The following is a 13421-nucleotide window of genomic DNA, read 5'->3' as shown; positions in this document are numbered from 1 at the left end:
CCTCGCGTTATCGCCTGTCGCGATCCCCCGCGACAGCCGTCAGACCTTGAGGACACCCGGGAAGTGATGCTCGAAGGCGCCGCGGTAGTCCGTCGCGTTGTTCATGTTGTAGTAGACCACGCGGCGCACCCATTCCTTCTGCGAGTCCATGACCTTCTTCATGAACGGATCCGAGCCGAGCTGGGCGATCAGGCCGTCCCACGCCTTGATCTGCGCGTCGAACACCGACTTCGGTGTGCGCTGGACGTTGACCTTGTCCTTGTTGATCAGCTCCTGCAGGTCCTTCGAATAATAATCCATGGCCTTCCATTCGTTGGCGGAGGACACGGCTTCGGCGGCGTATTGCAGGATCGCCTGCTGTTCCTTCGGCAGCGAGTTGAACTTCGTCCGGTTGAACATGATCTCGAAATATTCCGTCGCCTGATGATGGCTGCCCATCATGTAGTTCTTGGCGACATCCTGCGCGCCGAAGCGCCGGTCCGAGGTCGGATTGTTGAACTCGAACCCGTCGATGACGCCGCGCTCCATCGCGGGCACGATCTCGCCACCGGGCAGCTGCGCGACGGATGCGCCCATCGCCTGGAACAGGTCGGCGGCCAGGCCCACCGTGCGATACTTCAAGCCCTTGAGATCGGCGTCGCTGGTGATCGGCTTCTTGAACCAGCCGAGCGGCTGGGTCGGCATCGGCATGGCGAAGAAGCTCTTGATGTTGACGTTCATGATCTTGGTCTGGAGCTCCTCGAACAGCTCCTTGCCGCCGCCGTTGTGGATCCAGCCGAGGCCTTCGTTGGCGTTGAAGCCGAACACCGGGCCGGTGCCGAACAGCGAGGCGGCCTTGTGCTTGCCGTACCAGTAGACAGTGACCGTGTGTGCAGCGTCGAGCTGGCCGCCATGAACTCCATCGAAGACCTGGAACGGGTGCACGACCGAACCACCGACGAGATAGTCGATGCGCAGTCGACCTCCGGCCATCTCGTTGACGCGCTTCACATAATCCTCGGCCATCTCGTTGAAGACATCGGCCTTGCCCCACGAGCCCTGCATCTTCAGGGCCACTGTTTGCGCCCGACTGACTTGCGGCATGGCAATGGTGGCGGCGCCGGCCGCGCCGGCCGTCAGCAAGAATTTGCGACGAGTGGTTCTGGTCTTCTCAGACTTTGAACTCATGGACGTCCTCCCTGGCGGCCTGGTTATTCGAACGCGCTTCAGTGCGCTTGTCGTTGTTAACCGCTGGAGGTACGCCGCATTCCAGCGACTTCGATCACAGTTTGGACGCATGGCCGGCGTCCGACAAGCGCCCCGGTGTCGCATAATTGGTCTTAGGCGAGTCCATTTGGTCTGTTGGCAGCCGATATCCACGCGCTTGTCGCAGCGCAGCAAAGATGCAGCCGGACGTCCGCCATTGGCGCGGCCGGCGAAAGGCGAGAACCCCGTGTTCGGCGGCCTCGCGGTCGGCATCGGAATTTCAGGAACCTGCAATGAAGACAGCGGCGAGCTCGAAGGCATCGCGCTCGCGGGGAAGCGAGGCTTGCGCCTGACAGGCTCGCTCAAGCTGATGCGAAGGGCGTAGGGCGTCGACGGACTACGGTTGCGAAAGAGCGCATTCGTGTGGCGCCAAACGGCAGCGCACCAGAAGCGGGACGCTCTGGTTGGATGCCCACAGCCGAGCCGGGCTGCCACGCGTTTTTTTTTCGCTAAGAAGCGCAAGCGACGGCGATGCTCGCCGGCCGGCAAGAAGCGCAGCGATACATCGCGAAATCCGATTGGCGCGCGGCGGCTGGTGCGAGATCAGCCACCACGCAACTGCGCGATTTACCGCGCGGGGGCGAGCGCGACCACGGGGGAGAGGGCGAGCGCTGTGATCTCGCGTGCCACGTTGCTGGCGATCTGCTCATCGCGGGCCCCTTGGCGCGGCGTGAGGACCGGCGCCGACACGCCGGCGGCAGGCGTCCCCTGTTGCGCGTTGGCCGGGCCCAAGATCACGAACTGGTGCGGCGTAATCGGAAAGCCCAGCACTTCATAGGTCGGCAGTTCTGCAGCGTTGGCTCCGACGGAGCCCATCAAGAGTGCGGCGGCGGCTGCGATCGACAAACGGTTCCACATGGTAATCTCCCTCGGCAACGGTGGCCCTGACCTCGCAAGCACACTATCTGCCCGCCGCAATGGACCTGTCGGCCCGAGCGTGATAAATTCGCAAAATCGTCGGACCGGGTGTTTTTTGCACCCCGAGCAAAGGGCCGGCGGATATGGCGAAGGCAAAGCTTGCACTGCTCGGCAGCTTCCGGCTCCAGATGGACACCGGTGAGCCCATCTCCTTGGCCACAAAAAAGACGACAGCCTTGCTCGCCTATCTGGCAATGCATCAGGGCGAAGCGCAGGCGCGACCAAAACTTTCGGCGTTGTTGTGGGGCGATCACAGTGAGGCGCAGGCCCGCGACAGTCTGCGACAGGCGCTGAGCCTTTTGCGCAAGGCCTTGTCGCGGGTCTGTCCTGCCCCGCTGGTCGCCCAGGAGGATACCGTTCGTCTCGAGCCGACCGCCCTCGAAATCGATGCAAAGGTTTTCGAGCATCTTATCGCGGAACCCGGCGTGGCGAACCTGGAGCGGGCGATCGAAATCCATCGTGGCGAATTCCTCGACGGGTTTCAGGTCGCGGCCCCAGAGTTTGAAAACTGGGCAGCGGCGGAACGGCAGCGGCTCCGTGAACTCGCCTTGGAAGGCATGGCTAAGCTGCTCGATCATTACCTATCGGAAGGTGTGATCGAACGTGGCACTCACATCGCAACACGCCTGCTTGCCGCAGATCCTCTGCAAGAACGTGTGCATCGCGCCCTGATGGAGCTCTATTCTCGGCAAGGCAGACAGGGTGCGGCACTCCGGCAGTATCGGACCTGCGCGGAACTGCTCTCCAGGGAACTGGGACTTGAGCCAGACGCGCAGACCAAGTCATTGCACCGCCATCTCCTGCGAGAGTGGAATCGCAGGGAGCCCGGACCCTCGATCGTGCGAAGCCCGGTGCCAGAGGGACCCGCCAGCCGGATCCGCGAGAGCCCGCCAGCCACGGATGTTTTGGACAGAAGTGCTTCCCCACGGCTGAACGCGAATGTCGCGCCGGGTAATTTGCCTGTCCAGGCAACGAGCTTTCTGGGGCGCGACAGAGACCTTGCCAGGGTAGGCGGGATCATGTCGGACGCACGGCTGGTGACGCTGACCGGCCCCGGCGGAATCGGCAAGACACGGCTCGCACTTCAGCTGGCGGCGAAGTTGCACGATAAGTATGCGGACGGCACATGGCTGGTGGAGCTTGCCGCATTCGACAATCCGAGTGCCATCGGTCACGCCGTCGCCGACGTCTTCGGCATCACGCAACAGGCCGGCAAGACCATCGAGCAAAGCGTCGCCGCTTCGCTTGCCGGGCGAAACCTGCTTCTCATTCTCGACAACTGCGAGCACTTGATCGATGCGATCGCCGGGCTTGCACGGGAGATCCTGTCGAGATGCCCGCATGTCAGCCTGCTGGCGACCAGCCGGGAGACGCTGATGCTCGATGGCGAGCGGACCTACCCGGTGCTGCCGCTCGAATGCGGCGCCGGAAGCGATGCGCCGGCGGTTCAGTTGTTCGTGGAGCGCGCGCGATTTGTGGAACCACACTTCGAACTCAATGGTGACGCTGACACGATCTGTGAGATATGCCGCCGCCTCGATGGCATTCCACTGGCCATCGAGCTTGCAGCCGCACGAACGCGGACAATGAGTCCCGGTCAGATCCGCGATCGCCTGCATGAACGCTTCCGGCTGCTCACCAGCGGGCCGCGACGCGACTTGAAACGACACCAGACGCTGCGCCACGCGGTCGAATGGTCGTATGACCTGTTGTCGTCATCCGAGCAGGCGGTGCTCTTGCGCGCATCGGTATTCTCCGGAGGTTTCGGATTGGAGGCTGCCGAGCGCGTCTGTTGCGGCGGCGACATCGCAGCCGGCGATGTTCTCTATCTCCTGGACTCGCTGGTGCGCAAATCGCTGCTCAGCGTCAAGCGGGTCGGGAACGCAGTTCGCTACAGCGCGCTCGAAACCATCCGACAGTTTGCCGAAGAGCGGCTCGCGATGCTGGGCGAGGCCGAGGTCTTCCGGCGTCGCCATGCCCAATTCTTCGCGGAGGATGCCGAGACGCACCACAGGATTTGGCGAAGTCCGCAGCAACTGATGGCTTATGCCTGGCTCGATCAAGAGGTGGACAATCTGCGCGCGGCGTTTCGGTGGGCGAGCGGTCAGGATGACATCGATGTTGCGGCCCGCATCGCATCCAGGATTCCGGGCATGGCAGTTCTCCGGGTGCGCAGCGAACCCCTCAACTGGTCGATGGAGATCGTCGATGCCGCAAGGCGCGCCGGCCATCGCCGGCTCGGCGCCCTGCTGACTTATGCGGCGAAGAGGGCCTGGAACCTGGGGCGCGTTCAAGAGGCAACGCGCTACGCCGAAGAAGCGATAGCGCTGATGGGCAACGCCAACTTCGATCCGCCGGTGTGGGCGTTCGCCGTTCTCGCCATGATTGCCTCCCGACAAGGCCACGCCGAAAGCGCTATCGAGTTTGCACGTGCCGGCGCCGAGCACCCGGCGGACCGGCGCGAGCGGCAATGCCTGTCGACGCTTCCCTTCTACCTCGCCATGGCGGGCGCCCATGAGGAGGCGATGGCGATCGCCGACGACATCGTTGACAAGGTTGCGGCCGCCCGAACTCCAAGTACGCTGATTGCGGCGCTGTTCTCCAAGGGAAGAGCCTTCAGCAAAGCCAACCCAGGGCGTGCCTTGGATGCATTCGAGGCGGCCCTTGCTCATGCAAGGACATCCGGTAACCGTTATTGGGAGATCGTCATCCTCCCCGCCGTCGCTGAGCTGCAAGTGCGAAGTGGCGATCCGGTCAAGACGCTGCGAACCCTGCCGCGAATGCTCGAAATCTGGAGCCAATCAACAGAGATTGGGCTTGCGACCCTCACGACTGCCACGCTCATTCTGCTGTTTGATCGGCTGGGCCACCCGACGGTCGCGGCCACGCTCAGCGGAGCCCTCTCCCAAATGATCCCATCCACCAGCTTTTTCCAGGAACTGCCCGACACCCTCGCCAACGTTCGTCGGGTGCTGGGCAATGCCGCCTTTGCGGAGGCCAAGCGGCGTGGCGCGGCGATGACTCACCGCGAGGTGGTCGATTATACGGCAAATCAAGTCCAGCACGCGCTGGGCGCGCTGGGCGCATCAAAGGCCGAAAGTCGATAGGCGGCTTTTCGGAGGCGCAAGGCTGAAGAAGCAGTACTTCTTTGCGCTAGCCGTCTTTCAGCGCACGAGACCGCGGCGCTAAATTCGTCTGCCGCCTTTGAGCGAAGACCGCTCGATCAAGAAATCGTCTAATTTCCGGCCGCATCGAAGCTGCGGTTGCAGCCAGCGAGGTGGCCTACCGCGACCCGACCACGTTTCTGCGGGGTTGTTCGGATTACGATATTTGGGACGGACCGGCGGGTAGGGACGGCGCTTACGATCGAACCGGATGGCCTCGTTGGCGACTCCAATCTTGTGGAGCCGTTCCTCCAATCGTGCTTTTTGCACCAGGATCTTCTCAGTCAGGCTGGCGGTAACCTGCTGGTGAACTATCCAGAGCTCGTCAAGCGAGAGCGAGTTGAATTGCGCGGCATTCATGGCACAGATCCGGTTCTGGTGAGAAGGCCAGTCACACAAGCCGTAAAATGAAGGGACAGACAACCCGACATTTAAAAATTTGCCGTACAATCCACATTAAAGTGCGAGGTAGCAGGGAGAAAGGCGCGACGGCGGTTATATCGTGGCGGAACATTTAATTGGTGAGGACAAGGACGCGGGCGACGCTCGGCGCTCGCGGGTGGCTCGATTTCGCCGCTTTTGCAGCCTGCGAGAGCTGGACCGACCTATTAATTCGGATAGCCGAGCGCAAAATTAATCATCGCATCGCCCAATTTAAGCCGCATGAGAGCCCATCTTGCCGCGAAGGCTCGTGCCGGATGGGGGCAACACCGGGAGTTTTCGATGTCCGGTCATTTGCGATTCTGCTTCGCCAGTTTGGTTCTTGTTGGAGCTGTTTCGGCGGCACCTGCGTCCGCCAATCCCATCACCGACCTGTTCAATACTGGTCCTCGCGAGCCCGCTGCAACGTCGCCGGTGCAGCCAGAATGCTTGCTGCGGCCCGGCAACTCGTCTGGCCCACGCCAGCGCTGGGTGTATCGGCGGGACGGCCATCGCAAGTGCTGGTTCCTGGCCGAGGGCATCGCAGTCGTGCGAAAATCGATTCGAGATCGTGCGGCGAAAGGCGGCGCCAGTCCCGACAGGAATGAGGCTGGGCGGCAAAGGCAAGGCCCGGTGATTGATGCGCGCGCGGAGTTACTGAGGTCGGCACCGGCCGAGGGGACTTCGGCGACGCCGCCGGCGTTCGACCTCAAGGTAGCTGATGCCGCTTCGGAGCACGGTACGCGCGCCGCCCCGACGTGGGCGGCTTCCATCGCGGAGCTCGCTGCGCCCGAACATTCAGTGCCTGGCCAGGCCGATGTAAAGCAGCTCGCGACAGGGCCCATCGCTGACGCGGGGCCTTCGTCGGATCCGCCGGCTATCGCGATCAGCGTGGTCGAGGAGGAGCGGAGCCCGGCGCTGCCCTGGTTAGGCGTGTTGCTGATGGCGCTGGGGGGCCTGTCAGTCTTAAGCTCGAGCCGCACACTTCGGGACGCGGTGCGATTGCGACCACCGAGAGTTCGATACGTCGGGCACGTTACCTGACGCGCCGCCACGAGATCCATGAATTCAGGAGTTCGAAGTCGAACGGGAATCCGTGCGACCGCTCTATCCCGAATAGACGGCGGATCTCGCCTCCGAGTTAGCTTGCGGCTCTTGCTCCGCGACCCAGTCCGACACGCCGCCTTCTGCCGAGTGTTCTGGCCTCTACGCGTCGGAGCTTGCTTCGAAGCTTTTCAACCTCTCTAAGCTCCGCCACAAGTGCGTGGAGTCGCTCGCTCAGAACAGCACAAGTATGGATTTGACGCATACTGGACATGGCGCGCCTCGAAGCAGTTCATCAAAAGGAGAAAGGTTGAAAATTCACTCGACCGAAGCTCAGTGAGCCAGAGCAGCGGCCGCCAAATGCTCCCAGTACTCCGCCTCAGCGAGCAGTTTCCAGCTTCTCTCGGGACAGCGTGCGGCAGTCTGTCGGCAAAGCAACGCCATGGCGCGAAACCGGCGGGCAACTTCCATTCCAACCTCCCATTATATTTTGTTTTCAACATATTGTTTAATTTTCTGCTGGAGTCATCATCATTATCGATCATAATCAAAATTATCGTTTAAGCGCAGTCAACTAGAGGTTCCTCAGGCGAATTAACAGGCATTTGTTTCGATTCGGAGTTCGGATCGGTTTCGAATGCGACGAGCCGGCTTCGGGTTGCGAGTTAAAGCGTCAATACAATTGTTCGAAGCTGCGTCAGCGAGCGTCGCAAATTCAGAACCGGGCGCCTGGACGAGAAGAGTCTCAGGCTCGTTAGTTGCTGAGGGCCAACACCACGTCGACGATCAGGCCGGCCCAAATGGCTACTTGTTGATCCCAGTCGACGGGGCGCAGCTTCAATCCACGAGCGTGTCCTGCGGAAGAACCACATCTTGTTGCCCGGACATCAGGTATGCTGATGCCTTTCTGATGGCTCGCGCAGGACACGAGATCTTCTGCTCGGCCCCCTTTCGCAAGCCGCAACCTCACGAACGCATGGCGTCGATGGCATGGGCGATTAGGACCGCTGCACTGATGCCGATGAGAATGACGAGCAAAAGAGTGAATAACACGTTCGCCTCCAATGTCTGGAATTGAACGCGCGCATTCGTGCACAGTCAAAATCAACCGACCGAAATTATTAATTTCGGCTTTGGGCTGAGGATTCACGGTAACGCTTGCGTCCGTTGTCGGCCCTATCGATGGAATGCCATGAACAGAAGAACCCCGACAACGCACGCCGCGAGTGAGAGCAAGTAAATACCCACGGCAATCCCCGACTCATCACAAATCAGCATTTAGATTGGAACTCGCATCATTGCACGGGTCAAGTGCGAGCGTCTCAACAAATTATTTAATCAATTAAATAATGCCGAAGTCAGCCGGATGTGATTTAATTTCACGTCCCGGCAGCGCACGTCGCGAGAAAGCGCATTTTTGAGGTTGGCTTCTTCATTCGGAGTCTCGCCATGATCGAACGTCGTGCAATGAAGCGGATAGCGATCAACCGGGCGGCGCGGCTGTCATTCGGTGAAATCATTGGGACTCATCCCTGCATGGTGCGGGACATCAGCGCCTTGGGGGCCTGCATCTCCACGCCGTACTACATATTCGCGAACGAATTTGCGCTGTCGTTCGACAGTCACTCCGGGATATTCATCTGTCGCGTCGTGTGGAGGAAGGAGACGCTTTGCGGGGTCCGCTTTCTTCTGCGACACTGCTCGCCGAACTTAGAGAATGATTCCGGCATCACTGCACTCGCAGCGCGACTTGGCCACCGGATGGTGTGCGGCAATGGGCCCGTTTCCGCTCACCTTTAGCGATGCGCTGCACAGCACGCCTCTTTCGGACTTGAGAAGGCGCTCGTGACCACGGCGGATATTCGGCTCCGAAAAAAATCCGGCCAGCAGTACTGACCGGGTAAGTCAACTTAGGAGGAGAGCAAGGATCGCCATTAATCTCCGACAACGAGGCGTATTCCTCGTCGTTCCTGTACGGTTGCAGGGTTTCCACCGCCCGTGAAGACTCCCTGATGCAGGTTAAGCTCTCGTCGGCCCCCGTCGGAAGGCACACTTGTGCGACTCTGTGCGAGCGCTCGCTTAGTCGATGCTTGTCGAGGAAGGTTCATGCGAGGATAGAAAATTTCGCAGCTCCTCAACGCGGGCGTGCAGTCATAAGATTGGATCACCCGGGCGACGAGGCCCGAGCTCCAATGGCATCCTTTTTGGTTTCGGACGTCGCGCCGGTCGCCGATCCGCGCGTCGAGGTTTGCCTATACGAACAAAAACACAGAGGGGGGACCATCATGCCTGCGTTGTCACGCCGCGATTTCCTGGCACTCTCGACATCAGCCGCAGCGGTCGGGCTCGCCGCGCCCGCGCGCGGGACGATGGGGCCGAACGACAAGTACGACCTGGTGATCCGCGGCGGCGAGGTGCTCGACCCCAGCCAGCCGCTGCGCGCCAGGCGCGATATCGGCATCCGCTGGGGCGTGATCGAGGCCGTCCAGGAGACGATCCCCGCCGAGCGCGCGTTGAAGAGCATCGACGCCTCGGGCAAGCTCGTGATGCCCGGCCTGATCGATCTGCATTGTCACGTCTATCCCTACGGCTCGGCCATCGGCATTCCCGCCGACGAGCTGGTCCAGTTCCAGGGCACGACGACCGTCGTGTCGGCGGGCGATGCCGGCGTCAACAATCTGGCGGCGTTGCGCCGCTTCATCGTCGCCCAGACGCGGGCGCGGATGTACGCCTTCGTCCACATCGCCAATAACGGCCTGTCCGCTTTCCCCGTCGCCGAGCTCTACAACATCGACACCGCGCAGACCGAAGCCTGCGCCATGGCGCTGGCCGAGAATTCGGACTTCCTCCTCGGGGTCAAAGTGCGCATGTCGGAAAACGTGATCTTCAAGCACGGCCTCGAGCCGCTCAAGCGCGGCATCCAGGCTTGCGAGATGTGCGGCTGGCCGGCGAAGATGATGGTGCATATCGGCGGCGTCGAGTCCAAGGAGCTGATGTCGCAGATCCTCGACTTGATGCGCCCAGGCGACGTGCTGACGCATGCCTATTCGGGCGCCCCGAACATGTCGAGCGTCTTCACGAACATCGTCCAGGACGGCAAGCTGCTGCCGGCGGCGCTGGCGGCCAAGCAGCGCGGCGTGTTGTTCGACGTCGGGCATGGCGGCGGCAGCTTCGATTTCACCGTGGCGGAAGTGGCGATCCCCGGCGGATGCGCTCCTGATACCATCTCTTCCGATATCCACGTCTTCTCCGGCAACTCGCCGGGCATTCCCTTCCTGCCCAACGTGATGAGCAAGTTCATGCTGCTTGGCTTCACGCTGGAGCAGGTGGTCGCAATGGCGACGACGGCGCCGGCGAAGATCATCAATCGCGCGCCGAAGATCGGCACGCTGCAGGTCGGTGCGCCCGCGGACGTCGCCATCATGGAGCTGGTGGAGGGACCGGTCAGCTTCGTCGACACCCGCAACAACAGGAGGGAAGGGAAAGCCCAGCTCAAGCCGATCCAGACCGTCATCAACGGTGTGCCGTTCGGACGGCCTTATCAGGCGCCATTCTCGGTGAGGTAGAGAGTCGGCGCTGGTCTGGAGCCTCTTTGAGGTTTCGACGACAAGTTCTTACAGGCCGGGCGTCACCCCGAAGCGGCCGAGACCAGGCAGCTTGAGCGCCGGGCGTCGGATGTCGAGTCCGAGCACGGCGCCGAAGAAATTGATCTCCAAGCCTTCGACCCAGCCGATGGAAAAGCCAACATATCCGGCAAGCGAAGCATAGATACCCGTGCCGGACGCCGTCAGTCCGACCCACTTACCCGTGTACGGGAAGTCCTTGCCGATCGCGGTCGGCGGCAGCACGGCTCGGAGCTCAGGGACGGCATCGAGGGCCGCCTGCACGAAGGTGTTCGAGTTGGGACCGGGCCAGACGCTATAATCTCCATAGGACCGAAACTGGTAGTTTTCGATCACGTATCGGATTTTGGGGATCAGCGCCTCGGCGCGTTCTCCGTTGACGGCCACAATGGTTTCTGGCGCCGCGCCGAACCACCGCCCGTCCGGAGCGAAGCCGTTGGTGCGGATCGGCTCGCCCCACGCCGTGTAGTCATAGCGGGTGTAGGTCGGGGCATTTTTCTCCTTGACGACGATCCAGGTGTGAACAGCGAAGATGCTGCGCCACCGCACCGTTCTCGCCCCGAACACCCGTATGACGGCTTCGGGATGATCGGCAGCGGGAAGCAGAAGACCTGCGCTCGACCGATCGGCGGTTTGCCAATTCTGGCGGCCATCGCCCAGCCAGAAATATCTCACCGCCGACGCGGCCAGCGGTGCCAAGACAAGGAACAGAAAGATCAGCAAGGGCTTCTTCAAGGGAGTGATGCGGCGGACGTGTGACAAACCATATAGTTCGCATGAATGCCGCCGCCAGAGCCGAACGCACCTGAGATCAAGTGGTTGTTCCTCAACCGCAGCAGGATTGGAGCACGCGCATGGACATGAAGGAAGCTGCGGCAATGACAGAAGCCTCCGGCCTCGCGGACAATCAGGGCGGCATGGAGCCGACCTCGAGCCCGCGGTCAGGTTCCGGAGCGCAAAGAGGACCCGCCAAGCCGCAGCCCCGCTCGCCTTCGCTGGATTCCGCCGGCCGATGGGCTGACCAGTTACGCGAGGTCACGATGAAAGCGCCTCTCCGGTCGCTGTTTGTCGCCTTTCTGGCCGGAGTGTGGATCGCTCGCCGGCGTTAGGAGCTGTGAGCTTGCGCGTTTCGCGACGAGGGGACTGGGGGGATTTCAGAGGTTGCTGGTGAGCGGAGAGGCCTGAAGGCTGAGGGATGACGAGGGGAATTGGGGCGCGGTGGGCCGATCCGGCCTGTCCCGGGCTTCCCCTCACGCCCCGCATGCCCTATGACGCTGCAACGCAAAAATCCCCCAAAAGACACTCATGATCCGCCTCGACAACGTCAGCAAGCAAGCCGGCCACCAAATCCTGTTCATCGAAGCCTCCGCGGCCCTCAACAAGGGGGAGAAGATCGGTCTCGTCGGGCCGAACGGCGCCGGCAAGAGCACGCTGTTCCGGATGATCGCCGGCGAGGAACTGCCCGACGAGGGGCAGGTCTCGACCGATCGCGGCATCACCATCGGCTATTTCAACCAGGACGTCGGCGAGATGTCCGGCCGCAGCGCGGTGGCTGAGGTGATGAACGGGGCTGGTCCCGTCAGCGAGGTCGCGGCCGAACTGCGCGCGCTCGAGGCCGATATGGCCGACCCCGACAAGGCCGACCAGATGGACGAGATCATCGCCCGCTACGGCGAGGTGCAGCACCGGTTCGAGGAGCTGGACGGCTATGCGCTCGACGGCCGCGCGCGCGAGGCGCTCTCCGGCCTCGGCTTCAGCCAGGAGATGATGGACGGGGACGTCGGCAAACTCTCCGGCGGCTGGAAGATGCGCGTGGCGCTGGCGCGCATTCTCCTGATGCGGCCCGACGTCATGCTGCTCGACGAGCCGAGCAACCATCTCGACCTCGAAAGCCTGATCTGGCTGGAGAAATTCCTGCACGATTACGAAGGCACGCTCTTGATGACCTCGCACGACCGCGAGTTCATCAACCGCGTGATCTCCAAGGTGATCGAGATCGACAGCGGCTCGCTCAGCACCTATACCGGCGATTACGAGTTCTACGAGCAGCAGCGGGCGCAGAACGAGAAGCAGCAGCAGGCGCAGTTCGAGCGCCAGCAGGCCATGCTCGCCAAGGAGATCAAGTTCATCGAGCGCTTCAAGGCGCGCGCCTCGCATGCGGCGCAAGTGCAGAGCCGGGTCAAGAAGCTCGACAAGATCGAGCGCGTCGAGCCGCCGCGGCGCCGGCAGAGCGTGGCGTTCGACTTCCCGCCGGCGCCGCGCTCGGGCGAGGACGTCGTCGCGCTCAAGAACGTGCACAAGGGCTATGGCTCAAAGCGCATCTATGACGGGCTCGACTTCATGATCCGCCGCAGGGAGCGCTGGTGCGTGATGGGCGTCAACGGCGCCGGCAAGTCGACGCTGCTCAAGCTGGTGGCCGGCGCGAGCGAGCCGGACGAGGGCACGGTGGCGCTCGGAGGCAGCGTCAAGATGGGCTATTTCGCCCAGCATGCGATGGATCTGCTCGACGGCGAGCGCACCGTGTTCCAGTCGCTGGAGGACGCGTTTCCGACCGCGGGGCAGGGCTCCTTGCGCGCGCTCGCCGGCTGCTTCGGCTTCTCCGGCGACGACGTCGAGAAGCGCTGCCGCGTGCTGTCGGGCGGCGAGAAGGCACGCCTCGTCATGGCCAAGATGCTGTTCGATCCGCCGAACTTTTTGGTGCTGGACGAGCCGACCAACCATCTCGACCTCGCCACCAAGGAAATGCTGATCAATGCGCTGTCGGATTTCGAGGGCACCATGCTGTTCGTCTCGCACGACCGGCATTTCCTGGCGACGCTGTCGAACCGCGTGCTGGAGCTGACGCCGGATGGCATCCACCAATATGGCGGCGGCTACACCGAATATGTCGCACGCACCGGCCAGGAGGCGCCGGGGCTGCGGAGCTAGTGAGGGGGCCGCGGACCTTGCAATGACGGAGCTCTCGTAGCGTGGGCAAAGGCGCAAATCGCGCCGTGCCCACCATCTC

At 62.1% G+C, this 13421-nt stretch carries 10 protein-coding genes; 6 read left to right on the top strand and 4 right to left on the bottom strand.

Annotation, left to right across the window (positions count from 1 at the left end; all coding sequences use genetic code 11):
• Positions 1–39: 39 nt before the first annotated feature.
• Complete coding sequence (locus XI05_RS28850; RefSeq protein WP_271508185.1) at positions 40–1167, bottom strand: TRAP transporter substrate-binding protein; 1128 nt, start codon at positions 1165–1167, stop codon at positions 40–42.
• Between the two features lie 265 nt (positions 1168–1432).
• Between XI05_RS28850 and XI05_RS28845 the strand changes: the two genes are divergently transcribed.
• Complete coding sequence (locus XI05_RS28845) at positions 1433–1570, top strand: hypothetical protein (RefSeq protein ID WP_271508568.1); 138 nt, start codon at positions 1433–1435, stop codon at positions 1568–1570.
• Positions 1571–1812: 242 nt separating this feature from the next.
• On the opposite strand, the gene XI05_RS28840 is transcribed toward XI05_RS28845, so the two are convergent.
• Positions 1813–2103 (bottom strand): hypothetical protein, encoded by a 291-nt coding sequence (locus XI05_RS28840; protein ID WP_271508184.1) that lies wholly within the window; start codon positions 2101–2103, stop codon positions 1813–1815.
• A 143-nt stretch (positions 2104–2246) separates the two neighbouring features.
• Between XI05_RS28840 and XI05_RS28835 the strand changes: the two genes are divergently transcribed.
• Positions 2247–5270, top strand: coding sequence for an AfsR/SARP family transcriptional regulator (locus XI05_RS28835; protein ID WP_271508182.1), 3024 nt, complete (start codon positions 2247–2249; stop codon positions 5268–5270).
• Positions 5271–5348: 78 nt separating this feature from the next.
• Here XI05_RS28835 and XI05_RS28830 read toward each other — a convergent pair whose 3' ends face one another.
• Positions 5349–5687 carry an H-NS histone family protein gene (locus tag XI05_RS28830; RefSeq protein WP_271508180.1) on the bottom strand — a complete coding sequence of 113 codons (339 nt, stop codon included), beginning with the start codon at positions 5685–5687 and terminating at the stop codon, positions 5349–5351.
• Between the two features lie 363 nt (positions 5688–6050).
• On the opposite strand from XI05_RS28830, the gene XI05_RS28825 reads away from it, so the two are divergent.
• The 3 genes from XI05_RS28825 (at position 6051) to XI05_RS28815 (ending at position 10357) form a co-directional block, all read left to right on the top strand.
• Positions 6051–6791, top strand: coding sequence for a hypothetical protein (locus XI05_RS28825; RefSeq protein WP_271508179.1), 741 nt, complete (start codon positions 6051–6053; stop codon positions 6789–6791).
• A 1449-nt stretch (positions 6792–8240) separates the two neighbouring features.
• Entirely contained in the window at positions 8241–8591 is a 351-nt protein-coding gene (locus tag XI05_RS28820; protein WP_271508178.1) for a PilZ domain-containing protein, read from the top strand.
• 485 nt (positions 8592–9076) lie between these two features.
• Positions 9077–10357, top strand: coding sequence for an amidohydrolase/deacetylase family metallohydrolase (locus XI05_RS28815; protein WP_271508177.1), 1281 nt, complete (start codon positions 9077–9079; stop codon positions 10355–10357).
• 48 nt (positions 10358–10405) lie between these two features.
• Here XI05_RS28815 and XI05_RS28810 read toward each other — a convergent pair whose 3' ends face one another.
• The gene (locus tag XI05_RS28810) at positions 10406–11137 is read right to left on the bottom strand and encodes a DUF3750 domain-containing protein (protein ID WP_271508176.1); all 732 of its coding nucleotides are present in this window, start codon (positions 11135–11137) and stop codon (positions 10406–10408) included.
• A 582-nt stretch (positions 11138–11719) separates the two neighbouring features.
• Here XI05_RS28810 and XI05_RS28805 point away from each other — a divergent pair.
• Positions 11720–13342 carry an ABC-F family ATP-binding cassette domain-containing protein gene (locus XI05_RS28805; protein ID WP_271508175.1) on the top strand — a complete coding sequence of 541 codons (1623 nt, stop codon included), beginning with the start codon at positions 11720–11722 and terminating at the stop codon, positions 13340–13342.
• Positions 13343–13421: the final 79 nt, after the last annotated feature.

The organism is Bradyrhizobium sp. CCBAU 11357 (assembly GCF_028128865.1).
Lineage (GTDB): Bacteria > Pseudomonadota > Alphaproteobacteria > Rhizobiales > Xanthobacteraceae > Bradyrhizobium.
The sequence above is the reverse complement of the archived record's forward strand: the minus strand, read 5'-3'. Positions and strand labels throughout refer to the sequence as shown.

What these genes read in the sequence shown, in the direction of transcription:
- XI05_RS28850 (WP_271508185.1), bottom strand. Translation starts at nt 1,167, where the DNA reads ATGAGTTCAAAGTCTGAGAAGACCAGAACCACTCGTCGCAAATTCTTG.
- XI05_RS28840 (WP_271508184.1), bottom strand. Translation starts at nt 2,103, where the DNA reads ATGTGGAACCGTTTGTCGATCGCAGCCGCCGCCGCACTCTTGATGGGC.
- XI05_RS28835 (WP_271508182.1), top strand. Translation starts at nt 2,247, where the DNA reads ATGGCGAAGGCAAAGCTTGCACTGCTCGGCAGCTTCCGGCTCCAGATG.
- XI05_RS28830 (WP_271508180.1), bottom strand. Translation starts at nt 5,687, where the DNA reads ATGAATGCCGCGCAATTCAACTCGCTCTCGCTTGACGAGCTCTGGATA.
- XI05_RS28825 (WP_271508179.1), top strand. Translation starts at nt 6,051, where the DNA reads ATGTCCGGTCATTTGCGATTCTGCTTCGCCAGTTTGGTTCTTGTTGGA.
- XI05_RS28820 (WP_271508178.1), top strand. Translation starts at nt 8,241, where the DNA reads ATGATCGAACGTCGTGCAATGAAGCGGATAGCGATCAACCGGGCGGCG.
- XI05_RS28815 (WP_271508177.1), top strand. Translation starts at nt 9,077, where the DNA reads ATGCCTGCGTTGTCACGCCGCGATTTCCTGGCACTCTCGACATCAGCC.
- XI05_RS28805 (WP_271508175.1), top strand. Translation starts at nt 11,720, where the DNA reads ATGATCCGCCTCGACAACGTCAGCAAGCAAGCCGGCCACCAAATCCTG.